Annotated in this window: 14 protein-coding genes; 7 read left to right on the top strand and 7 right to left on the bottom strand. The window is 67.2% G+C overall.

Translation table 11 applies throughout. The features are described 5' to 3' along the window. Window positions 1-11 precede the first annotated feature (11 nt). A complete protein-coding gene (locus tag VWP12_RS02005; RefSeq protein WP_410474383.1) occupies window positions 12-2,474 on the bottom strand; it encodes an ABC transporter permease in 2,463 nt (820 codons plus the stop codon). Further along, on the bottom strand, window positions 2,474-3,205 hold the full coding sequence (locus VWP12_RS02000; protein WP_410474382.1) for an ABC transporter ATP-binding protein: 732 nt from the start codon (window positions 3,203-3,205) through the stop codon (window positions 2,474-2,476). The genes VWP12_RS02005 and VWP12_RS02000 overlap by 1 nt, the downstream gene beginning before the upstream one ends. Window positions 3,206-3,210: 5 nt before the next feature. Between VWP12_RS02000 and VWP12_RS01995 the strand changes: the two genes are divergently transcribed. The 4 genes from VWP12_RS01995 to rmuC all read left to right on the top strand — a co-directional run bounded on the left by VWP12_RS01995 (window position 3,211) and on the right by rmuC (window position 8,431). Further along, on the top strand, window positions 3,211-3,891 hold the full coding sequence (locus tag VWP12_RS01995) for an arylesterase (RefSeq protein ID WP_410474381.1): 681 nt from the start codon (window positions 3,211-3,213) through the stop codon (window positions 3,889-3,891). 376 nt (window positions 3,892-4,267) lie between these two features. Then, window positions 4,268-5,854 carry a murein biosynthesis integral membrane protein MurJ gene (gene murJ, locus VWP12_RS01990; RefSeq protein WP_410474380.1) on the top strand — a complete coding sequence of 529 codons (1,587 nt, stop codon included), beginning with the start codon at window positions 4,268-4,270 and terminating at the stop codon, window positions 5,852-5,854. Window positions 5,855-5,879: 25 nt separating this feature from the next. Continuing rightward, window positions 5,880-6,878 (top strand): bifunctional riboflavin kinase/FAD synthetase, encoded by a 999-nt coding sequence (gene ribF / locus VWP12_RS01985; RefSeq protein ID WP_410474379.1) that lies wholly within the window; start codon window positions 5,880-5,882, stop codon window positions 6,876-6,878. Continuing rightward, window positions 6,875-8,431 carry a DNA recombination protein RmuC gene (rmuC, locus tag VWP12_RS01980; protein ID WP_410474378.1) on the top strand — a complete coding sequence of 519 codons (1,557 nt, stop codon included), beginning with the start codon at window positions 6,875-6,877 and terminating at the stop codon, window positions 8,429-8,431. Before ribF ends, rmuC begins: the two co-directional genes overlap by 4 nt. 112 nt (window positions 8,432-8,543) lie before the next feature. On the opposite strand, the gene VWP12_RS01975 is transcribed toward rmuC, so the two are convergent. After that, window positions 8,544-9,134: a TetR/AcrR family transcriptional regulator gene (locus tag VWP12_RS01975; protein WP_410474377.1), complete on the bottom strand. Its 591-nt coding sequence runs from the start codon at window positions 9,132-9,134 to the stop codon at window positions 8,544-8,546. A gap of 123 nt (window positions 9,135-9,257) precedes the next feature. Here VWP12_RS01975 and VWP12_RS01970 point away from each other — a divergent pair, with 123 nt between their 5' ends. The 3 genes from VWP12_RS01970 to VWP12_RS01960 all read left to right on the top strand — a co-directional run bounded on the left by VWP12_RS01970 (window position 9,258) and on the right by VWP12_RS01960 (window position 12,294). After that, entirely contained in the window at window positions 9,258-9,821 is a 564-nt protein-coding gene (locus VWP12_RS01970; RefSeq protein WP_410474376.1) for a carboxymuconolactone decarboxylase family protein, read from the top strand. 46 nt (window positions 9,822-9,867) lie between these two features. Beyond that, entirely contained in the window at window positions 9,868-10,347 is a 480-nt protein-coding gene (locus VWP12_RS01965; RefSeq protein WP_410474375.1) for a DUF302 domain-containing protein, read from the top strand. Between the two features lie 387 nt (window positions 10,348-10,734). Beyond that, the gene (locus VWP12_RS01960) at window positions 10,735-12,294 is read left to right on the top strand and encodes an FMN-binding glutamate synthase family protein (RefSeq protein WP_410474374.1); all 1,560 of its coding nucleotides are present in this window, start codon (window positions 10,735-10,737) and stop codon (window positions 12,292-12,294) included. Between the two features lie 118 nt (window positions 12,295-12,412). Here VWP12_RS01960 and VWP12_RS01955 read toward each other — a convergent pair whose 3' ends face one another. The 4 genes from VWP12_RS01955 to VWP12_RS01940 all read right to left on the bottom strand — a co-directional run bounded on the left by VWP12_RS01955 (window position 12,413) and on the right by VWP12_RS01940 (window position 19,163). Beyond that, complete coding sequence (locus tag VWP12_RS01955; protein WP_410474373.1) at window positions 12,413-15,688, bottom strand: efflux RND transporter permease subunit; 3,276 nt, start codon at window positions 15,686-15,688, stop codon at window positions 12,413-12,415. Window positions 15,689-15,700: 12 nt separating this feature from the next. Then, window positions 15,701-17,482 carry an efflux RND transporter periplasmic adaptor subunit gene (locus VWP12_RS01950; RefSeq protein ID WP_410474372.1) on the bottom strand — a complete coding sequence of 594 codons (1,782 nt, stop codon included), beginning with the start codon at window positions 17,480-17,482 and terminating at the stop codon, window positions 15,701-15,703. After that, window positions 17,479-18,744 (bottom strand): TolC family protein, encoded by a 1,266-nt coding sequence (locus VWP12_RS01945; protein WP_410474371.1) that lies wholly within the window; start codon window positions 18,742-18,744, stop codon window positions 17,479-17,481. The genes VWP12_RS01950 and VWP12_RS01945 overlap by 4 nt, the downstream gene beginning before the upstream one ends. Window positions 18,745-18,830: 86 nt before the next feature. Further along, window positions 18,831-19,163 (bottom strand): hypothetical protein, encoded by a 333-nt coding sequence (locus VWP12_RS01940; RefSeq protein ID WP_410474370.1) that lies wholly within the window; start codon window positions 19,161-19,163, stop codon window positions 18,831-18,833. Between the last annotated feature and the right edge of the window lie 38 nt (window positions 19,164-19,201).

Below are 19,201 nucleotides of genomic sequence, written 5' to 3'. Positions count from 1 at the left end.
TCCTGCTGCAATCAGCCCCGCAATGCGCGGGCCGGGGCGATACTTGTCATTCGGCGGGCCAGCAGCGGCGTGACCAGGGCCGCGAGCAGAAGGCCGGCGCCCAGCCCCCAAAGGAGCAAGCCGGGGTTGAACGCCAGCGGCAGGCCGAATACCCGGGCCGAGAGCGTGGCGCCGACGGCCATCGCGGCAACGGCCGCGAGCATTCCCACCAACAGCCCGAGGGTGAGGAACTCGATCCACAGCGCGGCGACCACCTTGCCGCGACTCGCGCCCATTACCCGCAACACGGCGGCGTCGTGGATGCGCTGGCGCTCGCTTGCACCGAAGGCGGCCAGCAGCACCACCAGGCCGGCGGCCAGCGTGAAGGCGAACACGTACTCCACCGCCTGGCTGGCCCGGTCGATCAGCGTGCGCACCTCGTCGAGGATCCGAGAGACGTCGAACAGCGTCACCGTGGGAAACTCGCGCAGCAGTGCCACCTGTGTTTCCGGCGCGCCGTCGGGGAAATGAAAGCTGGTGATGTACTGCGTGGCCACGCCGTCCATTAGCGATGAGCTGGCGATGACGAAGAAGTTCGGTCGCATCGAGTCCCAGTCGACTTCACGCAGCGAGGTGATCGGGCCGGTCACCTCTCGGCCGTCCACGGTGAAGGTCAACCGGTCGCCCAGCGACCAGCCGAGCGTCTCGGCAATACCCTCTTCCACCGAGAAACCCTCGTCGCCCAGATAGCCGGCGGTGACGCGGTTGTGCGCGGCGGCTTCCTCGCCCACGGAGAGGTTGAATTCCCGCGTGGCCAGTCGATGGGCGCGCCCATCGTAGCGCGCCTTGTCCACCGGATCGTTGTCCAGTTCGGTCCAGCGGGCACGCAACATGGGGTAGAAGCTGGCGTTCTCGATGCCGGCATCCTGCAGGAAGGCGCGCATGCCATCGACCTGTTCGGGCTGGATATTGATGGCGAAGATGTTGGGTGCATCGGTCGGGATCTGGCGCTCCCAGGCATCGATCAGGTCCGAACGGACCACCGAGAGCAGCAGCACCGCGGTCACGCCCAGCGCGAGCGCGGCGATCTGGGTGGCGGACATCCAGCGGGCGCGTGCCATGCGCGCCAGCCCGAAGCGGGCCACGCCCCGGGCCGGCCAGCGGCGCAGCAGCGTCACCAGCAGCCAGGCCACGGCCAGGAAGACCAGCAGGCTCGCCCCCAGCCCGACCAGCACCCACAACGTCAGCGCGGCATCGCGGGCCTGGAACCAGACCAGCAGCGTGATCGCGGCGATACCCGCGCCGAACAGCAGCGTCGCCGCAGGGCTGGGCGCGACCGCGTGCTCGACCAGCACCCGCAGCGGCGGGGTGTGCTTGAGCTGCACCAGGCTGGGCAGGGCGAAGCCGAACAACGCGACCAGCGCGACCGCCAGTCCCAGCGCCACCGGTGTGAATCCCGGTGGCGGCAGGTCGACCTCCAGCACCTGTGCCATCAGGTCGGCGAGCAGCAATTGCGTGAGCGCGCCGATGGCGATGCCCGGGATGGCGGCCAGAAGGGCCAACATCAGCAGGCGCCAGCGGTAGATCGCCCCGATCTGCTTGGAGGACGCGCCCAGTGCGCGCATCAGCGCGGCTGCCCCCTGCTGCACGCGGTTGTAGTGTCGTGCCGCGATCACCAGCGCCGCGCCAGCGAGCAGCACGGCGACCACCGAGGCCAAGCCGAGAAAGCGCGCGGCGCGGTCGAAGGCGGTCTCGAACGCCGGTTGGCTGGATTCCGGGCGTTCCAGCTGCAAGCGGTCGGGCAGGCGCTCGGCGAGTCGCTCGAACCGGGCGTCGCGATCGGTGGCATCGCTCGCCAGCAGCAGGGCGTGTTCGACGCGGCTGGTGTCGGTCACCAGCCCGGTGGCGGCCAGATCGTCGTGGTGGATCATCAACCTGGGCGCGGCCTGGGCAAAGATGTTGCCCACGTCGGGTTCGCGTTCGAGCACCGCGCCGATCGTCAGCTCTGACTGCCCCACCGCGATCGAATCGCCGATCGCCGCGTCCAGTGAGAGCAGGGCGCGTCGGGCGATCCAGGCCTGCCCCGGTGGCGGGCCGTGCTCGACCGTGCTCACCGTCTCGCCGTCGTCGATGCGCAGGTCGCCGCGCAGCGGGTAGGCGCCGTCGACTGCCTTGACGCCGACCAGCTGGCTCTGCTGCCCGGCGAGTGCCACGGTGGGAAAGCTGACGTGCCGGCTGGTGGTCAGTTCCAGTTCCTGGGCGATCCCGACGACCTCGTCGAGCGGATCGGGCGATTCCACCCGGGCGTCGGCGGCGAGGAACTGGGCCGCCTGTGCACGCATCGCCCCGTCGACGCGGTCGACGAAGAAACCCACCGCCGTCACCGCCGACACGGCCACCAGCAGGGCGAGCAGCATGGGCGTGAGCAGCCCGTTTTGCACCTCGCGTACCAGCCCTTGCCAGGCCAGTCGGGCGTTGTGCATGGCCCCGGCCATTATTTCGGACCCCGAAGCGCATCCGGATCGGGTTGCCAGTCGCTGACCCGGCCGGCATTCACCTCGAAGCCCCGGTCGCAGCGGGCGGCCAGGGCCGGGTCGTGGGTCACCAGCACCAGGGTGGTCCGGTGGCGTTCGCGCAGGCGGAAGAGCAGGTCGATGACGTGCTCGCCGGTGGCCGTGTCCAGCGAGCCCGTGGGTTCGTCGGCGAACAGGATGTCCGGTTCGATCACGAAGGCGCGCGCCAGTGCGACACGCTGCTGCTCGCCGCCGGAGAGTTGGCGGGGCATGTGGGCAAGCCGCTCACCCAGGCCGACCTCCACCAGTGCCTCGCGTGCCCGGGCCTCCGCGCCACGTTCGCCCGCCAGTTCCAAGGGCAGGGCGACGTTCTCCAACGCGTTGAGTCCGTCGATCAGCTGGAAAGACTGGAACACGAAGCCCACATGCCCGGCGCGCACCGCCGCTCGGCCGTCTTCGTCCAGGTCCTCCAACGACTGGCCGGCCAGCGTGATCCGACCGGCGGTGGGCGTATCCAGCCCGGCCATCAGCGCCAGCAGCGTCGACTTGCCGGCCCCCGACGGACCGACCAGCGCGACGGCCTCGCCGGGGAAGATTTGCAGGGTGGCCTCATGCACAATGGTCAGCGGTTCGGGCGTGCGCACGGTCTGCGTGACGCCCTCGACGGTCAGGATTGGCTGGCTGTCGTCTCGGGGGGTATCGGATGAGGACATGGAGAATGCTCGGAAGTCGTTTGTCGGCTGGTATCGCCGGGCTGTTGCTGCTGTGTTTCGGAGTCGGCGCGAGTATAGGTGACGACAGCCCGTCTGCGCCGACGCAGGGGGCGACGCAAGTGCTGGTATTCGGCGATTCGCTCTCGGCGGCCTACAAGCTGCCGGCCGAGGACGGTTGGGTCGCGCTGCTGCGTGAACGCCTGGACCAGCGCGTTCCAGGCTTGTTCGAGATTACCAATGCCTCGGCCAGCGGCGAGACCACCTCCGGCGGGCTCACCCGCCTGCCCGAGGTCCTCAATACCGGTGCCTACGACTGGGTGCTCCTGGAACTGGGCGCCAACGACGGCCTGCGCGGACTGCCGTTGGGCGTCATCGAGACCAACCTGCAGACCCTGATCGACCGGGCCGAGGCTTACGGTGCGGAGGTGGTGTTGCTGGGCATCATGCTGCCCAGCAACTACGGCCCGGCCTACGCCGATCCCTTCGCCGCCATGTACGCCCGACTTGCGGAGGAGAATGATCTCCCGGGGCTGCCCTTCCTCCTGGAAGGAGCCGCCGACGATCGCGAGTTGATGTTCGACGACGGCATCCACCCGAATGCCGAGGGGCAGAAGCAGGTGCTGGAGAATGTCTGGGACGTGGTGGCGCCGTTATGGGGGCTGGAAGCCTCCGAAAGGACGCCGTGATCCCAACGGCTGTGTTCACTGAAATAAACAAGACCACCAGAGGGCGAGTCGATCCCCGTATGTTTCGCCGAGTATCGCAGTGGAAGCCGAATCAGTCCGAAGGATTGCGCGCAGGGACGCGCGCAACCGTGCCGTCGAGCAGGGATGCCCGTCGGCACGGCTCGGCTGGAGCGAGAAACGCAGGGAACCGCGCCGCGCGCGGCGAAACATCCGGCGCTTTTCTTTTCGGCGGTTTTCTTTCACGCGAGCAAAGAAAATCGCCCCGGTCGCTGAGCACGGCGGTAGTGCGGAACCGCCTCGCGTCACAGGCGACCGGAACCGAGCTACTTCGGTTGATTGATGCAGACGAGCGCGGGAGTCGGGAGGAATTGACCGCATGAGCATCTGGAAGAGCAGCGCGGCTTTCGGCGGCATGACGATGATCTCGCGGGTGCTGGGTTTCGTCCGCGACATGCTGCTCGCGCGGGTGTTCGGCGCCAGTGCGTCGATGGACGCCTTCTTCGTCGTCTTCAAGATTCCGAACTTCCTGCGCCGGCTGTTCGCCGAGGGCGCTTTCCAGCAGGCGTTCGTGCCGGTGCTGTCCGAGTACCGCGAGACCTCGACGCGCGAGGAGCTCAAGCGTTACGTCGATTACATGTTCGGCACGCTGGCGGCGATCGTCGCGGTGGTCGTCGCCCTGGGGCTGGCCGGGGCACCGCTGCTGGTCCTGCTGTTCGCACCGGGCTTCACCGACGATCCGGCCCAGCTCGAGCTGGCCGAGACGATGCTGATGATCACCTTCCCGTACCTGTTGTTCATCTCGCTGACCGCCTTCGTCGCCAGTAGCCTGAACGCCTTTGGCCGGTTCGCCATGCCGGCGCTCGCGCCCATCTGGCTCAACCTGAGCCTGATCGGCGCGACATTGGTCGCCGCGCCGTTCTTTGACGAGCCGGTGATGGCGCTGGCCTGGGGTGTGTTCGTCGCCGGCATCCTGCAGTTGTTCTTCCTGCTGCCGTTTCTCGCCCGGCTGGGGCTGCTGCCCCGGCCGCGGATCGGTCGACATCCCGGCGTGCGCAAGACCTTGCGGCTGATGCTGCCGGCGATGTTCGGCGCCTCGGTCACCCAGATCAACCTGCTGATCGACACCATCCTCGCCTCTTTGCTGGTGGCCGGCTCGGTGAGCTGGCTGTACTACTCCGACCGGCTGGTCGAACTGCCGCTGGGGGTGTTCGGGGTGGCGATCGGCACGGTGATCCTGCCGGCGCTGTCGCGCGCGTTCGCCCGGGGCAGCGACGAGGATTACAATCGCACCGTCAACGGCGCGCTGCGCCTGACCCTGCTGATCGGCGTGCCGGCGATGGCCGGCCTTATCGGGCTGTCGGTGCCGATCCTGGCGACGCTGTTCGAGTACGGCGCGTTCTCGCCCACCGACACGCAGATGGTGTCGATGGCGATGGTCGCCTATGCCCTCGGCCTGCCGGCGTTCCTGCTGATCAAGATCTTCGCGCCGGGCTTCTTCGCCCGGCAGGACACGGTGACCCCGGTGCGCATCGCGGTGATCTCGGTGGGCGCCAATCTGGTCTTCAAGGCGCTGCTGGTGGTGCCGTGGATCATCTGGCTGGGCGGCAATCTCGCCCACGTGGGGCTTGCATTGACCACCGTGATGGCCGCCTGGGTCAACGCCCTTCTGCTGGGCTGGACCCTGCGCCAGCGTGGGGTCTGGCGGGTCGAGCCCGGCACGCGTCGCTTCATCGGCCATATCACGCTCGCCGCGTTGGCGATGGCCGGTCTGCTGCTCTGGATGAGCCCGGCCGCCGAGGTCTGGTCTGCCTGGGCGTGGTTCGAGCGGCTCGGGGCGGTGCTCGGCCTGATCATGCTTGGCGTGGCGGTATTCGTTGCGGCTGCCGCGGCAATGGGGCAGACCCCGCGGCGCCTGGTATCGGTGGTCGCCTTCGATCGCCTGGTGCCCCGCGAGCGTCAATGACGGAACGTAATTGAAGGAAGCCCGAATGGACCTCATCCGCCTGTCTCACGGGACAACGCCACCTGACGCCGCCCCGGTCGGCGGTGCGGTGGTCACCATCGGCAATTTCGATGGCGTGCATCGTGGGCATCGCGCGGTGATCCGGCAGGCGGCCGAACGGGCCGACGCGCTGGACCTGCCGCTGACGGTGGTGATCTTCGAGCCGCTGCCGCGCGAGTTCTTCGCCGAGCGTCACGGTGTTCCGCCGGTGGCGCGGCTGACCCGCCTGCGCGAGCGTTTTCAGGCCTTCGAGGCGCTGGGCGTGATCGACCGGCTGGTGTTGATGCCATTCAATGCGCGCCTGGCCGGGATGTCGGCCGAGGCGTTCGTGAACGAGTTGCTGGTCGAGGCGCTGGGCGCCCGGCACGTGGTGATCGGTGACGATTTTCGTTTCGGCGCCAAGCGCGCCGGCGATTTCGCCCTGCTGGAATCGATGGGGCCGCGGCTGGGATTCGGCGTCGAGCGGGCGGTGACGGTCACCCTCGATGGCGAGCGCGTCTCCTCGACGCGGGTGCGTGCGGCGCTCGAGGCCCGTGACGTGGCCGCCGCCGCGCGCCTGCTGGGCCATCCGTTCTTTCTCTGCGGGCGGGTGATGCACGGCGACAAGCGCGGGCGGCAGCTGGGCTTTCCCACCGCGAACATCGCGTTGCGACGCCGGCTGTCGCCGTTGCGCGGAGTCTTTCTGGTGCGGATGAGCGGCATCGACGGCGGACCGCGTTTTGGCGTGGCCAATATCGGTACCCGCCCGACCGTCGATGGCGCCGAGGCGCGACTGGAAGTGTTCGTTCTCGACTTCGACGGCGATCTCTACGGGCAGTTGGCGACGGTCGAATTCCTCGCCGACATCCGCGACGAACGACGCTTCGAATCGCTGGATGCCCTGGTCGAGCAGATCGGGGCGGACGTGGCCGAGGCGCGCCAATTACTAGACACGCACCGCCGGGCGGGCACGCCCTGGCCGGTGGATGAAGGAGAGACCGCATGACGTCCATCGACGTGCTGATCGACAACCCGGTTGCCTGGGGGCTGGTAGCGGTCGCGCTGGTCATGCTGGTGGCGACCGCCTGGCTGGCGGCGCGGCTGCGGGCGGAAGCCAGGGAACGCGACCGACTGGCCGCGGAACACGAGCGCCTCGAGACCCTGCTCGAGGACGAGACCGTGGCCCTGCGCACCGCCCGGGATGAGCTGGCGGAGTCGCGCACCATGGCAGCCCGCCATGAGGCCGAGCGCCAGCATCTGGTCGAGATGCGTGATGCGCTCGAGACCCGCCGGCGCGAGGCGCAGGCCGCGCTGGATGCCGAGCGGTCGACTACCAGTGCGCTCAAGTCGGAGAAGGCCGAGCTGACCGAACGGCTCGAACGCGAGCGCGAGGCGGCCGAGGAGAAATTGAAGCTTCTCGATGAGGCGCGCGAGAAGCTCTCGGATGCCTTCAAGGGGCTGTCGGCCGATGCGCTGTCGCGCAACAACGAATCCTTTCTCAAGCTGGCCCGCGAGAATCTCGAGCGCTTCCAGCACCAGGCGAAGGATGACCTCTCGGCGCGCCACAAGGCGATCGAGCAGCTCACCGCGCCCATCCGCGAGCGCCTGGAGAAATTCGATACCAAGCTCGACGGGCTCGAGCAGGCGCGTACCGGCGCCTATTCGGCCTTGAGCCAGCAGGTCAACGACCTGCTGCAGACCCACCTGCCGCGGCTGCACCGCGAGACCGCGGACCTGGTCAAGGCCTTGCGCCAGCCGCAGGCGCGCGGGCGCTGGGGCGAGCTGCAACTCAAGCGCGTGGTCGAAATGGCCGGCATGCTCGAACACTGCGACTTCGAGGAGCAGGTCAGCCAGTCCACCGAGGCCGGCCGCCTGCGCCCCGACATGATCGTCCACCTGCCCGGTGGTCGGCAGGTGGTGGTCGATGCCAAGGCGCCGGTGGACGCCTACCTGCAGGCCGTCGAGGCGCACGACGAGACCGCCCGCAAGGCCGCACTGGTCCACCATGCCCGCCAGGTACGCAATCACGTCGGCCAGTTGGCGAAGAAGAGCTACTTCGACCAGTTCGACCCGTCACCGGAGTTCGTGGTGCTGTTCGTTCCGGGCGAGGCCTTCTTCTCCGCGGCGCTGGCCGAGGACCCGGGGCTGATCGAGTACGGCGCCGAGAACCGCGTCATCCCGGCGAGCCCCACCACCCTGATCGCGCTGTTGAAGGCCGTCTCCTACGGCTGGCGGCAGGAGGCCATGGCGCAGAATGCCGCCGAGGTGGCCGCGCTGGGCAAGGAGCTCTATGAGCGCATCGGCACGCTGGCGGATCACTGGAACAAGGTGGGCAATCGGCTCAATCAGGCCGTGGATGCCTACAACAGCTCCGTGGGTACGCTCGAGTCCCGCGTGCTGCCCAGCGCGCGCAAGTTCCGCGATCTCAAGACCGTCTCCGCCGAGAAGGACATCGCCTCGCTCGATCCGGTGACCCAGGAGCCGCGCCCGTTGACGGCCGCCGAGCTGACCGAGGCGTTGTCCGATTCCTCCGAAGGTCAGGCGGCGTCGAAAGAGTAGTTGCCTGCAGGAATGGAGGGTGACTGGCGCGGGAGCAAGGCGTGTCGATGTGGAGTCGCTGGATCAGTTCTCAATCGCGAGGCGGGCATGCCCATAGTTGGTGATCAATGGATTACCCCGCCTGAATAACACCCTGTAGCAGGGTGTCGACGATCTCGACGGCGTGTTCCCGCCCCTCCGGCATCCGGGCGTAGACGCGCAAGCCGAAGATGCCCGTCATCAGCAAGCGTGCCTGGTGTCGCGGGGGCGTCGCCGTTTGAATCGAACCGTCGTCCTGTCCTTCGTCGAGCACCTCGGCAAAACGACCCTCGACGTATTTCAGTGCCTCGCCGGCCCGCCGACGCAGTTCCGGCTCGTCGGCCGGTGCCTCGATCAGTGTGTTGATCAGCAGGCAGCCCTTGTTCGTCGGGTCGTGCGCCGAGGCATCCAGCAGGTTGTCGAAGAATCGTCGAATCCGTGCGGCGGCATTTCCTTCCCCGCCCAGCGTGGCCTCGGTTTCCCGGCGCAATGCCCGGGTGTACAGGTCGACCGACTCCAGGAACAGGCCCTGCTTGTTACCAAAGGCCGCGTAGAGGCTGCCCGGGTTGAGTCGCGTTGCCTGGGTGAGGTCGCGCATCGAGGTGCGGTTGTAACCTCGTGACCAGAAGAGCGTCATCGCCTCGGTCAGTACCTGGTCGCGTTCGAAAGCCGCCGTTCTTGCCATGGTGGTCATCAATCCTAGTCGCTGGTGCGTTGCCCGCGCTTATTTGAACGATCGTTCGCGGTGGTATACGTTTCGCGTTAGTTGAACGTGTGCTCAATTATATCCCGCGAAGGAGCCGTGACAATGTCCGACCGTTATCCCGTCCATACCGCCGAAACCGCGCCAGACAAGGCTGCCGCCCCGATCGAACAGGCCACCGCGGCGTTCGGTTTCCTGCCCAATCTGATCGGCATCATGGCCCAGTCCCCGGCACTGGCCGAGGCGTACCTGTCGCTTTCCGACATCTTCCAGTCGAAGACCGGATTCGATGCCGCCGAGCAGCATGTGGTGCTCCTGACCGTCAGCCGCTACCACGAGTGCCACTACTGCATGGCCGCGCACACGACAACCGCGGGAATGGTGGGAGTGGATGCCACCGTGGTCGAGGCGATCCGTAACGATCAGCCGATCGATGATCCCAGGCTGGAGGCGCTGCGCCAGTTAACCCGCGACATGGTTGATCGTCGAGGATGGCCGAGCGAGGCGACTCAGCAGCGCTTCTTCGATGCCGGCTACGAGCCGTCCCAGCTGTTCGACGTGCTGGTGGGCATCGCGCAGAAGACCTTGAGCAATTACACCAACCACCTGGCGGATACACCGGTGGATGAACCAATGCAGGGCAATGCCTGGACACCGCCGTCGGCGTGAACTAACCCTGTCCCTGTTTCCCCAAGACAACAAATGGAGTGAAGTGATGAACCGCAACACGATGTTTTCGAAAATGCGAGCCGCCTTGTTGGTCTCGTCAGCCCTCGTGCTGCCGGCCACGGCCCTGGCGGGTAATGGCCTGGCGACGCTGGAAAGCCAGTACAGCGTGGCCGAGACCGAAGAGCGGCTGGTCGAGGCGGTCGAGGGCAAGGGCCTGACGGTCATGGCACAGGTCGATCACCAGGCCAACGCCAAGACGGTTGACATGGAGATGCCTGCGACGCGGCTGGTGATCTTCGGCAACCCAGCGGCAGGCACCCAGTTGATGAAGTGTGCTCCGACGGTGGCGATCGACTTGCCGATGAAGATGCTGATCTGGGAAGACGGGGATATCGTCAAGGTGGCCTACAACACGGCCGACTACCTCGTCGAACGACACGGGATCGGCGATTGTGCCGCGCCGGTGCAGGAGAAGGTCGGCCAGGCACTCGATGGGTTTGCGCGGGCCGCCACTGGCGCTGAATGACGCGCGAAGTGCCCCCGCGCGCGGCGCTGGATTGCCAGCCAGGCGAGACATTGAAGAACGGTCCGCAAATTGAACTGACCCCTGTCCGGTGGGTACCAACCCGACCGACAGGGGTTTTCTCAATGCGAGCCATTCGTTGGCGTTCGAGTTGCAGACAACCCGGCGCTGCGAGCACAGTTCCAGGGGACCTTCGTGGAACCACGCGATGGTTTCGCACCAACGGGGATGGGGCATGGTTAGGACTGTCCTCGTGCTGCCACGTCGACACCGCTAGCTGGCGGACCGGATACTTCGAACTCGTAGGGCGCTCACATGCATTGGCGTTTTCTCTTCTTTGCCGTTCTATCGATCGCCCTGATCGGCGCGATTGGGTTTCTTTGGTCACCTATGTGGTGGGCTTTCCTGGTGGTGCTCCCCCTGATTGCCCTCGGGCTGTACGACATGGCACAGCCGCGGCATTCATTGCGTCGCAACTTTCCCCTGGTCGCGCGAGGGCGGTGGCTGATGGAGCGGATGCGGCCATTCATCCGCCAGTACCTGCTGGAATCGGACACCGATGGCAGGCCGATCAGCCGCATGTTCCGCTCGGTGGTCTACCAGCGCGCCAAGCAACAGAGCGAGACGGTGCCCTATGGCACGCGCGTCGATACGTATCGGTTGGGATACGAGTGGCTGGCCCAGTCGATGGCGGCCATCGACGTCGACGAGATCGACCCCGACCTGCGCGTGACGGTGGGTGGTCCGCAATGCAGGCAGCCGTACTCCGCCAGTGTGCTCAACATCTCCGCCATGAGCTATGGGTCACTCAGCCCCACCGCCATTCTGGCGTTGAACCGCGGCGCGCGGCTCGGCGGCTTCTCGCATAACACCGGCGAGGGTGGGCTGAGCCCCTATCACCTCGAACACGGTGGCGATCTGGTCTGGCAGATCGGGACGGGGTATTTCGGTTGTCGGGATGACCAGGGTCGGTTCTGTGCCGAGACCTTCCGTGAGCGCGCCTGTCTGCCGAAGGTCAAGATGATCGAGCTCAAGATCTCGCAGGGGGCCAAGCCTGGCCATGGCGGGATCCTGCCGGCCGAGAAGAATACCGCCGAGATCGCGGCGATTCGTGACGTGCCGCCGGGCACGCGCATCAATTCCCCGCCGGTTCACAGCGCCTTCGATTCGCCGCTGGGCCTGATCGACTTCGTCGAGCGGCTGCGCGATCTCAGCGACGGCAAGCCGGTGGGGATCAAGCTCGCGATTGGTCGCAAGAGTGAATTCCTTGCGATCGGCAAGGCGATGGTCGAACGCGGGATCTACCCGGACTTCATCACCGTCGATGGTGGTGAAGGGGGGACTGGTGCGGCGCCGATCGAGTACACCAACTCCGTGGGGATGCCCCTGCGCGAGGCCCTGGCCTTCGTCGACGACAGCCTGACGGGTTTCGGCATTCGCCAGCACATCCGGGTGATCGCCTCGGGCAAGATCTTCACCGGTTTTCATTTGGTCAAGAATCTCGCCCTGGGGGCGGACCTCTGCAACAGCGCGCGCGGCATGATGCTGGCGCTGGGTTGCGTCCAGTCGTTGACGTGCAACAGCAATCGCTGTCCCACGGGCGTGGCAACACAGAACCCCAATCTCTATCGGGGGCTGGTCGTGTCCGATAAGGGCTCACGGGTTTGCCATTTCCACCAAGGCACGTTGGCGGCGACGTCGGACCTGCTGTCGTCCGCCGGGTTGCGCCACCCCGAGGCGCTCAACCGCACCCACCTCTACCGTCGGATCAGTCCGGATTCGATCCGACGTTATGACGAGATCTTTCCCTACGTGCGCAAGGGCAGCTTTCTCGACGACCCGCCCGAGCGCTATGCCCTGGAATTGCGCGAGGCGCGAGCGGACAGCTTTCTGCCCGAGGCCTGCCTGACGGAGATTCGGGACTCACGCCAGCCGGTGGCGCGCGACTGACGGTGAGTCGCTATCCCTCGTTTGGCAGGGGCAAGGCCAAACGCGCGCCGCGTGCCTCTGGGCAAAAGAAAGGCCGGGGAAGTCCCCGGCCATTTTTACTCTGGGTCGTCGCACCACCTTAGGTGGTCGTGGGGAGTTTGCGTCTCTGCCACAGCCAGTAGATCACCGGCAGGACGATCATCGACAGGATCGGTGCGGTGATCATGCCGCCGACCATCGGCGCGGCGATGCGCGACATCACCTCCGAGCCGGTCCCCACGCCGATCATGATCGGCATCAGGCCGGCGAGGATCACGGCGACGGTCATCGCCTTGGGCCGTACCCGCAGCACCGCCCCTTCCATCAGGGCGTCCCTGAGGTCGCCGCGCGTGTTGAACTGGCCTTCCTCCTGGCGGCGCTTGATCGCCTGGTCGAGGTAGATCAGCATCACCACGCCGAACTCGGCGGCCACCCCAGCCAGGGCGATCAGTCCCACCGCCACCGCGATCGAGAGGTTGTAGCCCAGCGCCCACAGCAGCCAGAAGCTGCCGATCAGCGCGAAGGGCAGGGTGCCCATGATCATGACCGCCTTGCCGCCGTGGCGGAAGGCCAGGTACAGCAGCAGGAAGATGATCGCCAGCGTCAGCGGCACCACCTGCTTGAGGCGCTCGGCAGCACGCTCCATGTAGCGGTACTGGCCGGCCCACTCGATCGCGTAGCCCGGTGGCAGGTCGACCTCGTCGCGCAGCACCTGCTTGGCCCGTTCGACGTAGCCGCCCAGGTCCACGCCGCGGGTGGTGACGAAGACGAAGCCGGCCGGTCGACTGTTCTCCGACTTGATCACCGGTGGGCCGGACTCGATCTCGACGCTGGCGACCTGTCCCAGCGCGACGGTCGACCCGGTGGGTGTGACGATCGGCAGATCGCGCAGTGCCTCCACCGAATCGCGGTCGGCCTGCGGGTAGCGCAGGCTGACCGGGAACCGCTCCAGTCCCTCGACGGTGTCGGTCACCTTGACCCCGCCAACGGCCAGGCTGATCACCCGCTGGATCTCGCCGATGTTCAGCCCCACGCGTGCGGCCTTGGCGCGGTCGGGGGTGATCACCACGTAACGCCCGTCGGAGGTGCGGTCGGCGAACGCGCTGCGCGTCCCGGGCAGGCCCTTGAGCGCGGTCTCCACCTCCTGGCCGATCGCCTCGATCTCCTCCAGATCCGAGCCGGTGATCTTGATGCCGATTGGCGTCTGGATGCCGGTGGTCTGCATGTCGATGCGGGTCTTGATCGGCATCACCCAGGCGTTGTTGAGGCTGGGGAAGTCGACCTTCTCGTCGAGCCGTTCGATCAGGTCGTCGAGCGTCACGCCCTCGTCCCACTCGTCACGCGGTTTGAGCGTGATGCTGGTCTCGATCATGGTCAGCGGGGCGGGGTCGGTGGCCGTGTTGGCCCGGCCGATCTTGCCGAACACGCGCTCGACTTCCGGCTCCTGGGCGATCAGGCCGTCGACCTGCTGCATCAGCAGGCGTGCCTCGCCCACCGACAGCCCGGGCAGGGTGGTGGGCATGTACAGCAGATCGCCCTCGTCGAGTTGCGGCATGAACTCCGAGCCCAGTCCCGAGCCCAGTCCGGCGAGCCGCGGTGAGCCGTCGAACCACCCCTGCCACTGGCGCTCGAGGCTCGACTGCCAGTCGGTGACCTGCGCCTGCCAGTCCGTGTCCCCGCCCCACTTGAGCGGCGAGAGAAAGCCGGAAACGCCGGCAAACGGCAGCACGGCCGAGAGCAGGAGCAGCAGGGCGCCGACCAGCACGGTCTTCGGGAAGCGCAGCGCGCCGGACAAGAGCGGCCGATAGCCCCAGATCAAGAAGCGGTTGAGCGGGTTGCTTTCCTCCTTGGGGATCCGCCCGCGGATGAAATAGCCCATCAGCACCGGCACCAGCGTCACGGCAAGGCCGGCGGCGGCCGCCATGGCGTAGGTCTTGGTGTAGGCCAGCGGGGCGAACAGGCGTCCTTCCTGAGCTTCGAGTGCGAATACCGGCAGGAACGACAGGGTGATGATCAGCAGGGAGAAGAACAGCGCGGGGCCGACCTCGGCGGCCGCGCGGCCGATCAGGTGCCAGTGCTCCTCGCCTTTCGGGGCCTGTCCGTATTGCTCCCGGTAACGGGCCAGGTGCTTGTGGGCGTTCTCGATCATCACGATCGCGGCATCGACCATCGCGCCGATGGCGATCGCGATCCCGCCAAGCGACATGATGTTGGCGTTGATGCCCTGCCAGTGCATGACAATGAACGCGGCGAGGATGCCCAGTGGCAGGCTGATGATGGCGACGAACGCCGAGCGCAGATGGAACAGGAAGATCAGGCTGACCAGCGCCACCACGATCAGCTCCTGGACCAGCTTCTTCTCGAGGAAGGCTACTGCCCGTTCGATCACGCCGCTGCGATCGTAGGTGGTCAACACCTCCACGCCCTCGGGCAGGCCGGACTTGACGTCGTCGAGCTTCTCCTTGACCGCGGCGATCACCTCGCGGGCGTTCTCGCCGTGGCGCATCACCACGATGCCGCCGACGACCTCGCCCTTGCCGTCGAGATCGGCAATGCCGCGCCGTTCGGCCGGCCCGACCTCGACCCGGCCGAGATCGCGGACCGTGATCGGCGTGCCGGAATCCGAGACGCCCACCGGGATCTGCGCGATGTCGTCGACCGACTGCAGGTAGCCGCGGCTGGTGATCATGTACTCGGCGCCGCCGCGTTCCATCACGCCGCCGCCGACCTCGCGGTTGGCCTCCGCGATCGCCTCGCGCAGCTCGGTGATCGAAATGCCGAACACCCGCAGGCGCTGCGGGTCGACCACGATCTGGTACTCGCGCACCATGCCGCCGACCGTGGCCACTTCCGAGACCCCCTCGACCGACTCGAGCTGGAACTTCAAGAACCAGTTCTGCAGTGTCGTCAGCTCGGAAAGATCATGCTGGCCGGTGGGGTCGTTGAGCGCGTACTGGAACACCCAGCCCACGCCGGTGGCATCCGGACCCAGGCTGGGGGTGACGCCCTCGGGCAGGTCTTCGCTGGCTTGGTTGAGGTATTCGAGCACCCGCGAGCGGGCCCAGTAGAGGTCGGTGCCTTCCTCGAAGGTGACGTAGGTGTAGGAGTCGCCGAAGAACGAGTAGCCGCGTACGGCCGTCGAACCCGGCACGGCCAGCAGCCGGGTGGTCAGCGGGTAGGTAACCTGGTCCTGTACCACCTGCGGCGACTGACCCGGGTAGCTGGTCTTCACGATCACCTGCGTGTCGGAGAGATCCGGTATCGCGTCCAGCGGGGTTGCCTTCCAGCTCGCCCAGCCGGCCACGGCCAGCAGGGCGGCCAGCAGGACGACCAGCACCCGCAGGCGGATGCAGGCATGGATGAGTCGCTCGATCATGTCTGCCTCCCCTTAGTGCTGGTGACCGGACTGGCCGTTGCCGGACGAGTCCTTTTCCTTCGACGTCTCCGAGCCACTGGAGCCGGACAGGCGCGAGAAGGCGGCCTGTACGCTCGACTCCGAGTCGATCAGGAACTGCCCGGAGGCGACCACCTGATCGCCGGCCTCCAGCCCCGAGACGATCTCGGTGTAGCCACCGGCCTCGACGCCGGTCTCCACCACCATCGGCCGGAAGCGACCCTCGCCGGTGCGTACCACCACGCGTGCCCCGCCGGGTGCGGGGATGATGGCGGTCGACGGCACGGTCAGCACCTCGGGGGCGTTTGCCGGGCTCAGGGTGACCTCGGCGAACTGGTTGGGGCGCAGCAGGCCGTCCTCGTTGTCGAAGACCAGCCGCACCCGCAGCGTGCGTGACTGCGGGTCGAGTTCCGGGTAGACGAAGTCCACCGTGCCCTCGAATTCGCGCCCGGGGACGCCGTCCACGTGCATGCGCGCGGTCTGCCCCTCGCCAACTGACTGCATGCGCCGTTCGAGCACATCGACGTTGACCCACACCTGGTCGCGGCGGGCGATGGTGTAGAGCTCCATGTCCGGGCGGATGTACATGCCCTCGCGCAGGTCGATCTCGGCGACATAGCCGTCCTGCGGCGCCAGCAGCGGGATGGTGCGCGTCACCTTGCGTTGCTGGCGGATGCGATCGATGGTGGCCTTGGGAACGTTCAGCAGCTCGAGCCGTGCGCGACTGGATTCGATCAGGTCGTCCATGCCGCGCCGCAGGGCCACCAGGTAGTCCTGCTGGGCGGAGACGATGTCGGGGGAGTAGACCTCGAGCAGCACGTCGCCCTGCTTCACGCTGGCTCCGATGGAGGCGACCTTGAGCGTTTCCACCCAGCCCTCGGCGCGCGGGTGGACGTGAGCGAGCCGGTCCTCGTCGTAGCCGACGGTGCCCACCGTGCGGATCTCGCCGGCGAGCTGTCGCTCGGCGGCCTCGCTGATCACCACGTTCATGTGGCGCACGGTGATCGGGTCGACCGACACGCTCGGGTAGCTGGGCACCTCCTGACCGGAGTCCGACTTGCCGCCGCCCACCTCGCTGGCCGGGTATTCCTTCTCGACCAGATCCATGCCGCAGATGGGGCAGCTGCCGGGTTCCTCCTCGACGATCTGCGGGTGCATCGGGCAGGTCCAGCGGGTGACGGTATCGCCGCCGTCACTCGCGGATTGGGCGTGATCGTGGCCTTCGTGCGCGTCCTCGTTGGCGGAGGATTCGGTGGTCTGCTCGGCCTCCTCGGCGGGGAATTCCTTCTCGACCAGGTCCATGCCGCAGATCGGGCAACTGCCGGGCTCTTCCTCGACGATTTGCGGATGCATGGGGCAGGTGTAGCGGGTGACGGTCTCGCCGCCGTCATCGGACGATTCGGCTTGATCATTGCCCTCATCGTTCGAGGTGGACTCCGGGGCCTCGTTCGCTGCCTGCTCGGCCTCCTCGGCGGGGAATTCCTTCTCGACCAGGTCCATGCCACAGATCGGACAGCTGCCGGGTTCTTCCTCGACGATCTGCGGGTGCATCGGGCAGGTCCAGCGGGTCACGGTGTCGCTGCCGTCACTCGCGGACTGTGCATGATCGTGACCGTCGTGGTCGGTCTGATCGCCGTTGTCGGCCGCCATCACCGAGGTGATGGCCGGGTTGATACCCATCAGCAGGGCCGGGGTGACCAGGGCCGAGCCCAGCAGCGTGACGCGGGTGAGTCGCTTGATGCGGAAAGTCGGATGGCGATGCGTGTGGGTCTTCATGCGGTCGGCTCCAGCAGGTAGCGCAGGTCGATGAGTTGGTCGGCACGGTCGAGGCGCAGGGTGAGCAGTTCCTGGCGGGCCTCGACGACGGCGCGTTCGGCCTCGATCAGGGCGTCGAATTCGCCTCGCCCGGAGCCGATCTCGCCGCGGATCATCTCGGCGACCTGTTGCAGTTCGGGAATGATGTCGTTCTGGTAGCGGGCGACCCGGCGGTCCAGGGCGGCCAGGCGGGCGCGGATGCCGTCGGCCTGGGCGGCGAGATCACGCGCGCGTTTGGTCAGCTCGAGTTGGGCGGCCTGGGCGGATTTTTGCGCGCCGCGCAGCCGGGGCGACTGGCGGCGTTCGCTGAAGATTGGCAGGCTCACGCTCACGCCGGCGGACAGCGTGTTGGGCTCGCTGCCGGCGCGCAGGCCGTAGCCGACCTGCAGGCCGATTTCCGGTGCGAATTGCTCTTCGGCCTCGCCCACCTGGGCGCGAGCGGCCTCGAGTTCGGCGCGCAGGCGGTCGAGCTCGGGCTGCTGGTCGAGCTTGCCGCTGGGCTCGTCGGTCAGACTGGTGGGCAGGGAGTCCGGCAAGGGGCGCTGGGCGGCATCACCCACCCAGCGTGCCAGCCGGGCCCGGGCGGCTTCGGCCTCCCCCCGCCGGCGGTCGAGGGCATCCCCGATCCGCGACAGCCGCGCCTGCAGGGCGACCAGATCGCTACCGCTGGCCTCGTTGACCTGGTAGGCGGTGCGCGCACTTTCCAGCAACTCCCGGTACAGCGCGCGCTCGGTCTCGAGCAGGCGACCAAGGGCCTCTTCGCGGTAGACGGCCAGCCACAGTCGGCGCACCTCGCGCTTGAGCTGGCGGTCGGCGGTGGCCAGGGCGGCTGCCGAGCCGGCGACGCGGGCTTCGGCCTGCTCGCCGCGGAAGGCGAGCGTGTCACCCGGCGGCAGGCTCTGCGAGAGCGTCACCACCGTCTGGGTCATGGGTGAATCGCTCAGGCTGTAGTTGTCGGTGGGCACGTTCTGCAGGGCGACGGACAGCCGCGGGTCGGGCAGTTCGTCGGCCGCCTCGGCGGTCGCGGCCAGGCCGGCGCGCCGTCGATCGGCAGCCTGCAGACCCTCGTCGCTCTGGGTTGCGGCCTGCTCGGCCGCTTCCAATGTCAGGCGTGGCCCGGCATCGGCCGACGAGTCGGCCAACGAGTCAGCTAGGCTCGGCGTGATCGGCGCGACGATCGCCAGCCAGGCCACGGCGGCCCGCAGGAGAATGGATTGGTTCATGGAGGTTTCCTCGGTTAAAGACGGTCAGCGGGAAGCTGGGTCAGCCGAGGTGTGCGGGGCGTGATGCCCCGGGGGTCTCGGCCGTGTCAGGCCGAGAGGGGAGGACGGAACGGGGTGTTCGGAACGCCGGCGGCCATCGAATCGGCCAACGACGCGTCGAGGGTGCCGTTGGGCAGGTGGATGGCGGCCGGTGTGGCCTGGGCCGGCAGGGAGAAGCCGCCCAGCAGCACGCAGTTGCCGCAGTGGTCACAGCCGGCCGAGGCGGTTGGCTGCTCGGTCGTGCCGCTCATGCTTGGGCAGTCGGCCGAGTGCTCGATCGTCTCGTCCATCGGACAATCGAGCATGGCCACGCCGGCGGTCACCGCGTTCAGCGGTGCCCAGAAGGCGAGCAGCAGGGTGACCAGGTGCATGAATTTCATGGTGTCGGGACTATAGGTGCCTCTTTTGGCGGGCGCAA

The organism is Guyparkeria sp. TX1, assembly GCF_046523965.1.
Lineage (GTDB): Bacteria > Pseudomonadota > Gammaproteobacteria > Halothiobacillales > Halothiobacillaceae > Guyparkeria.
This window is presented reverse-complemented; position numbering and strand designations above follow the sequence as displayed.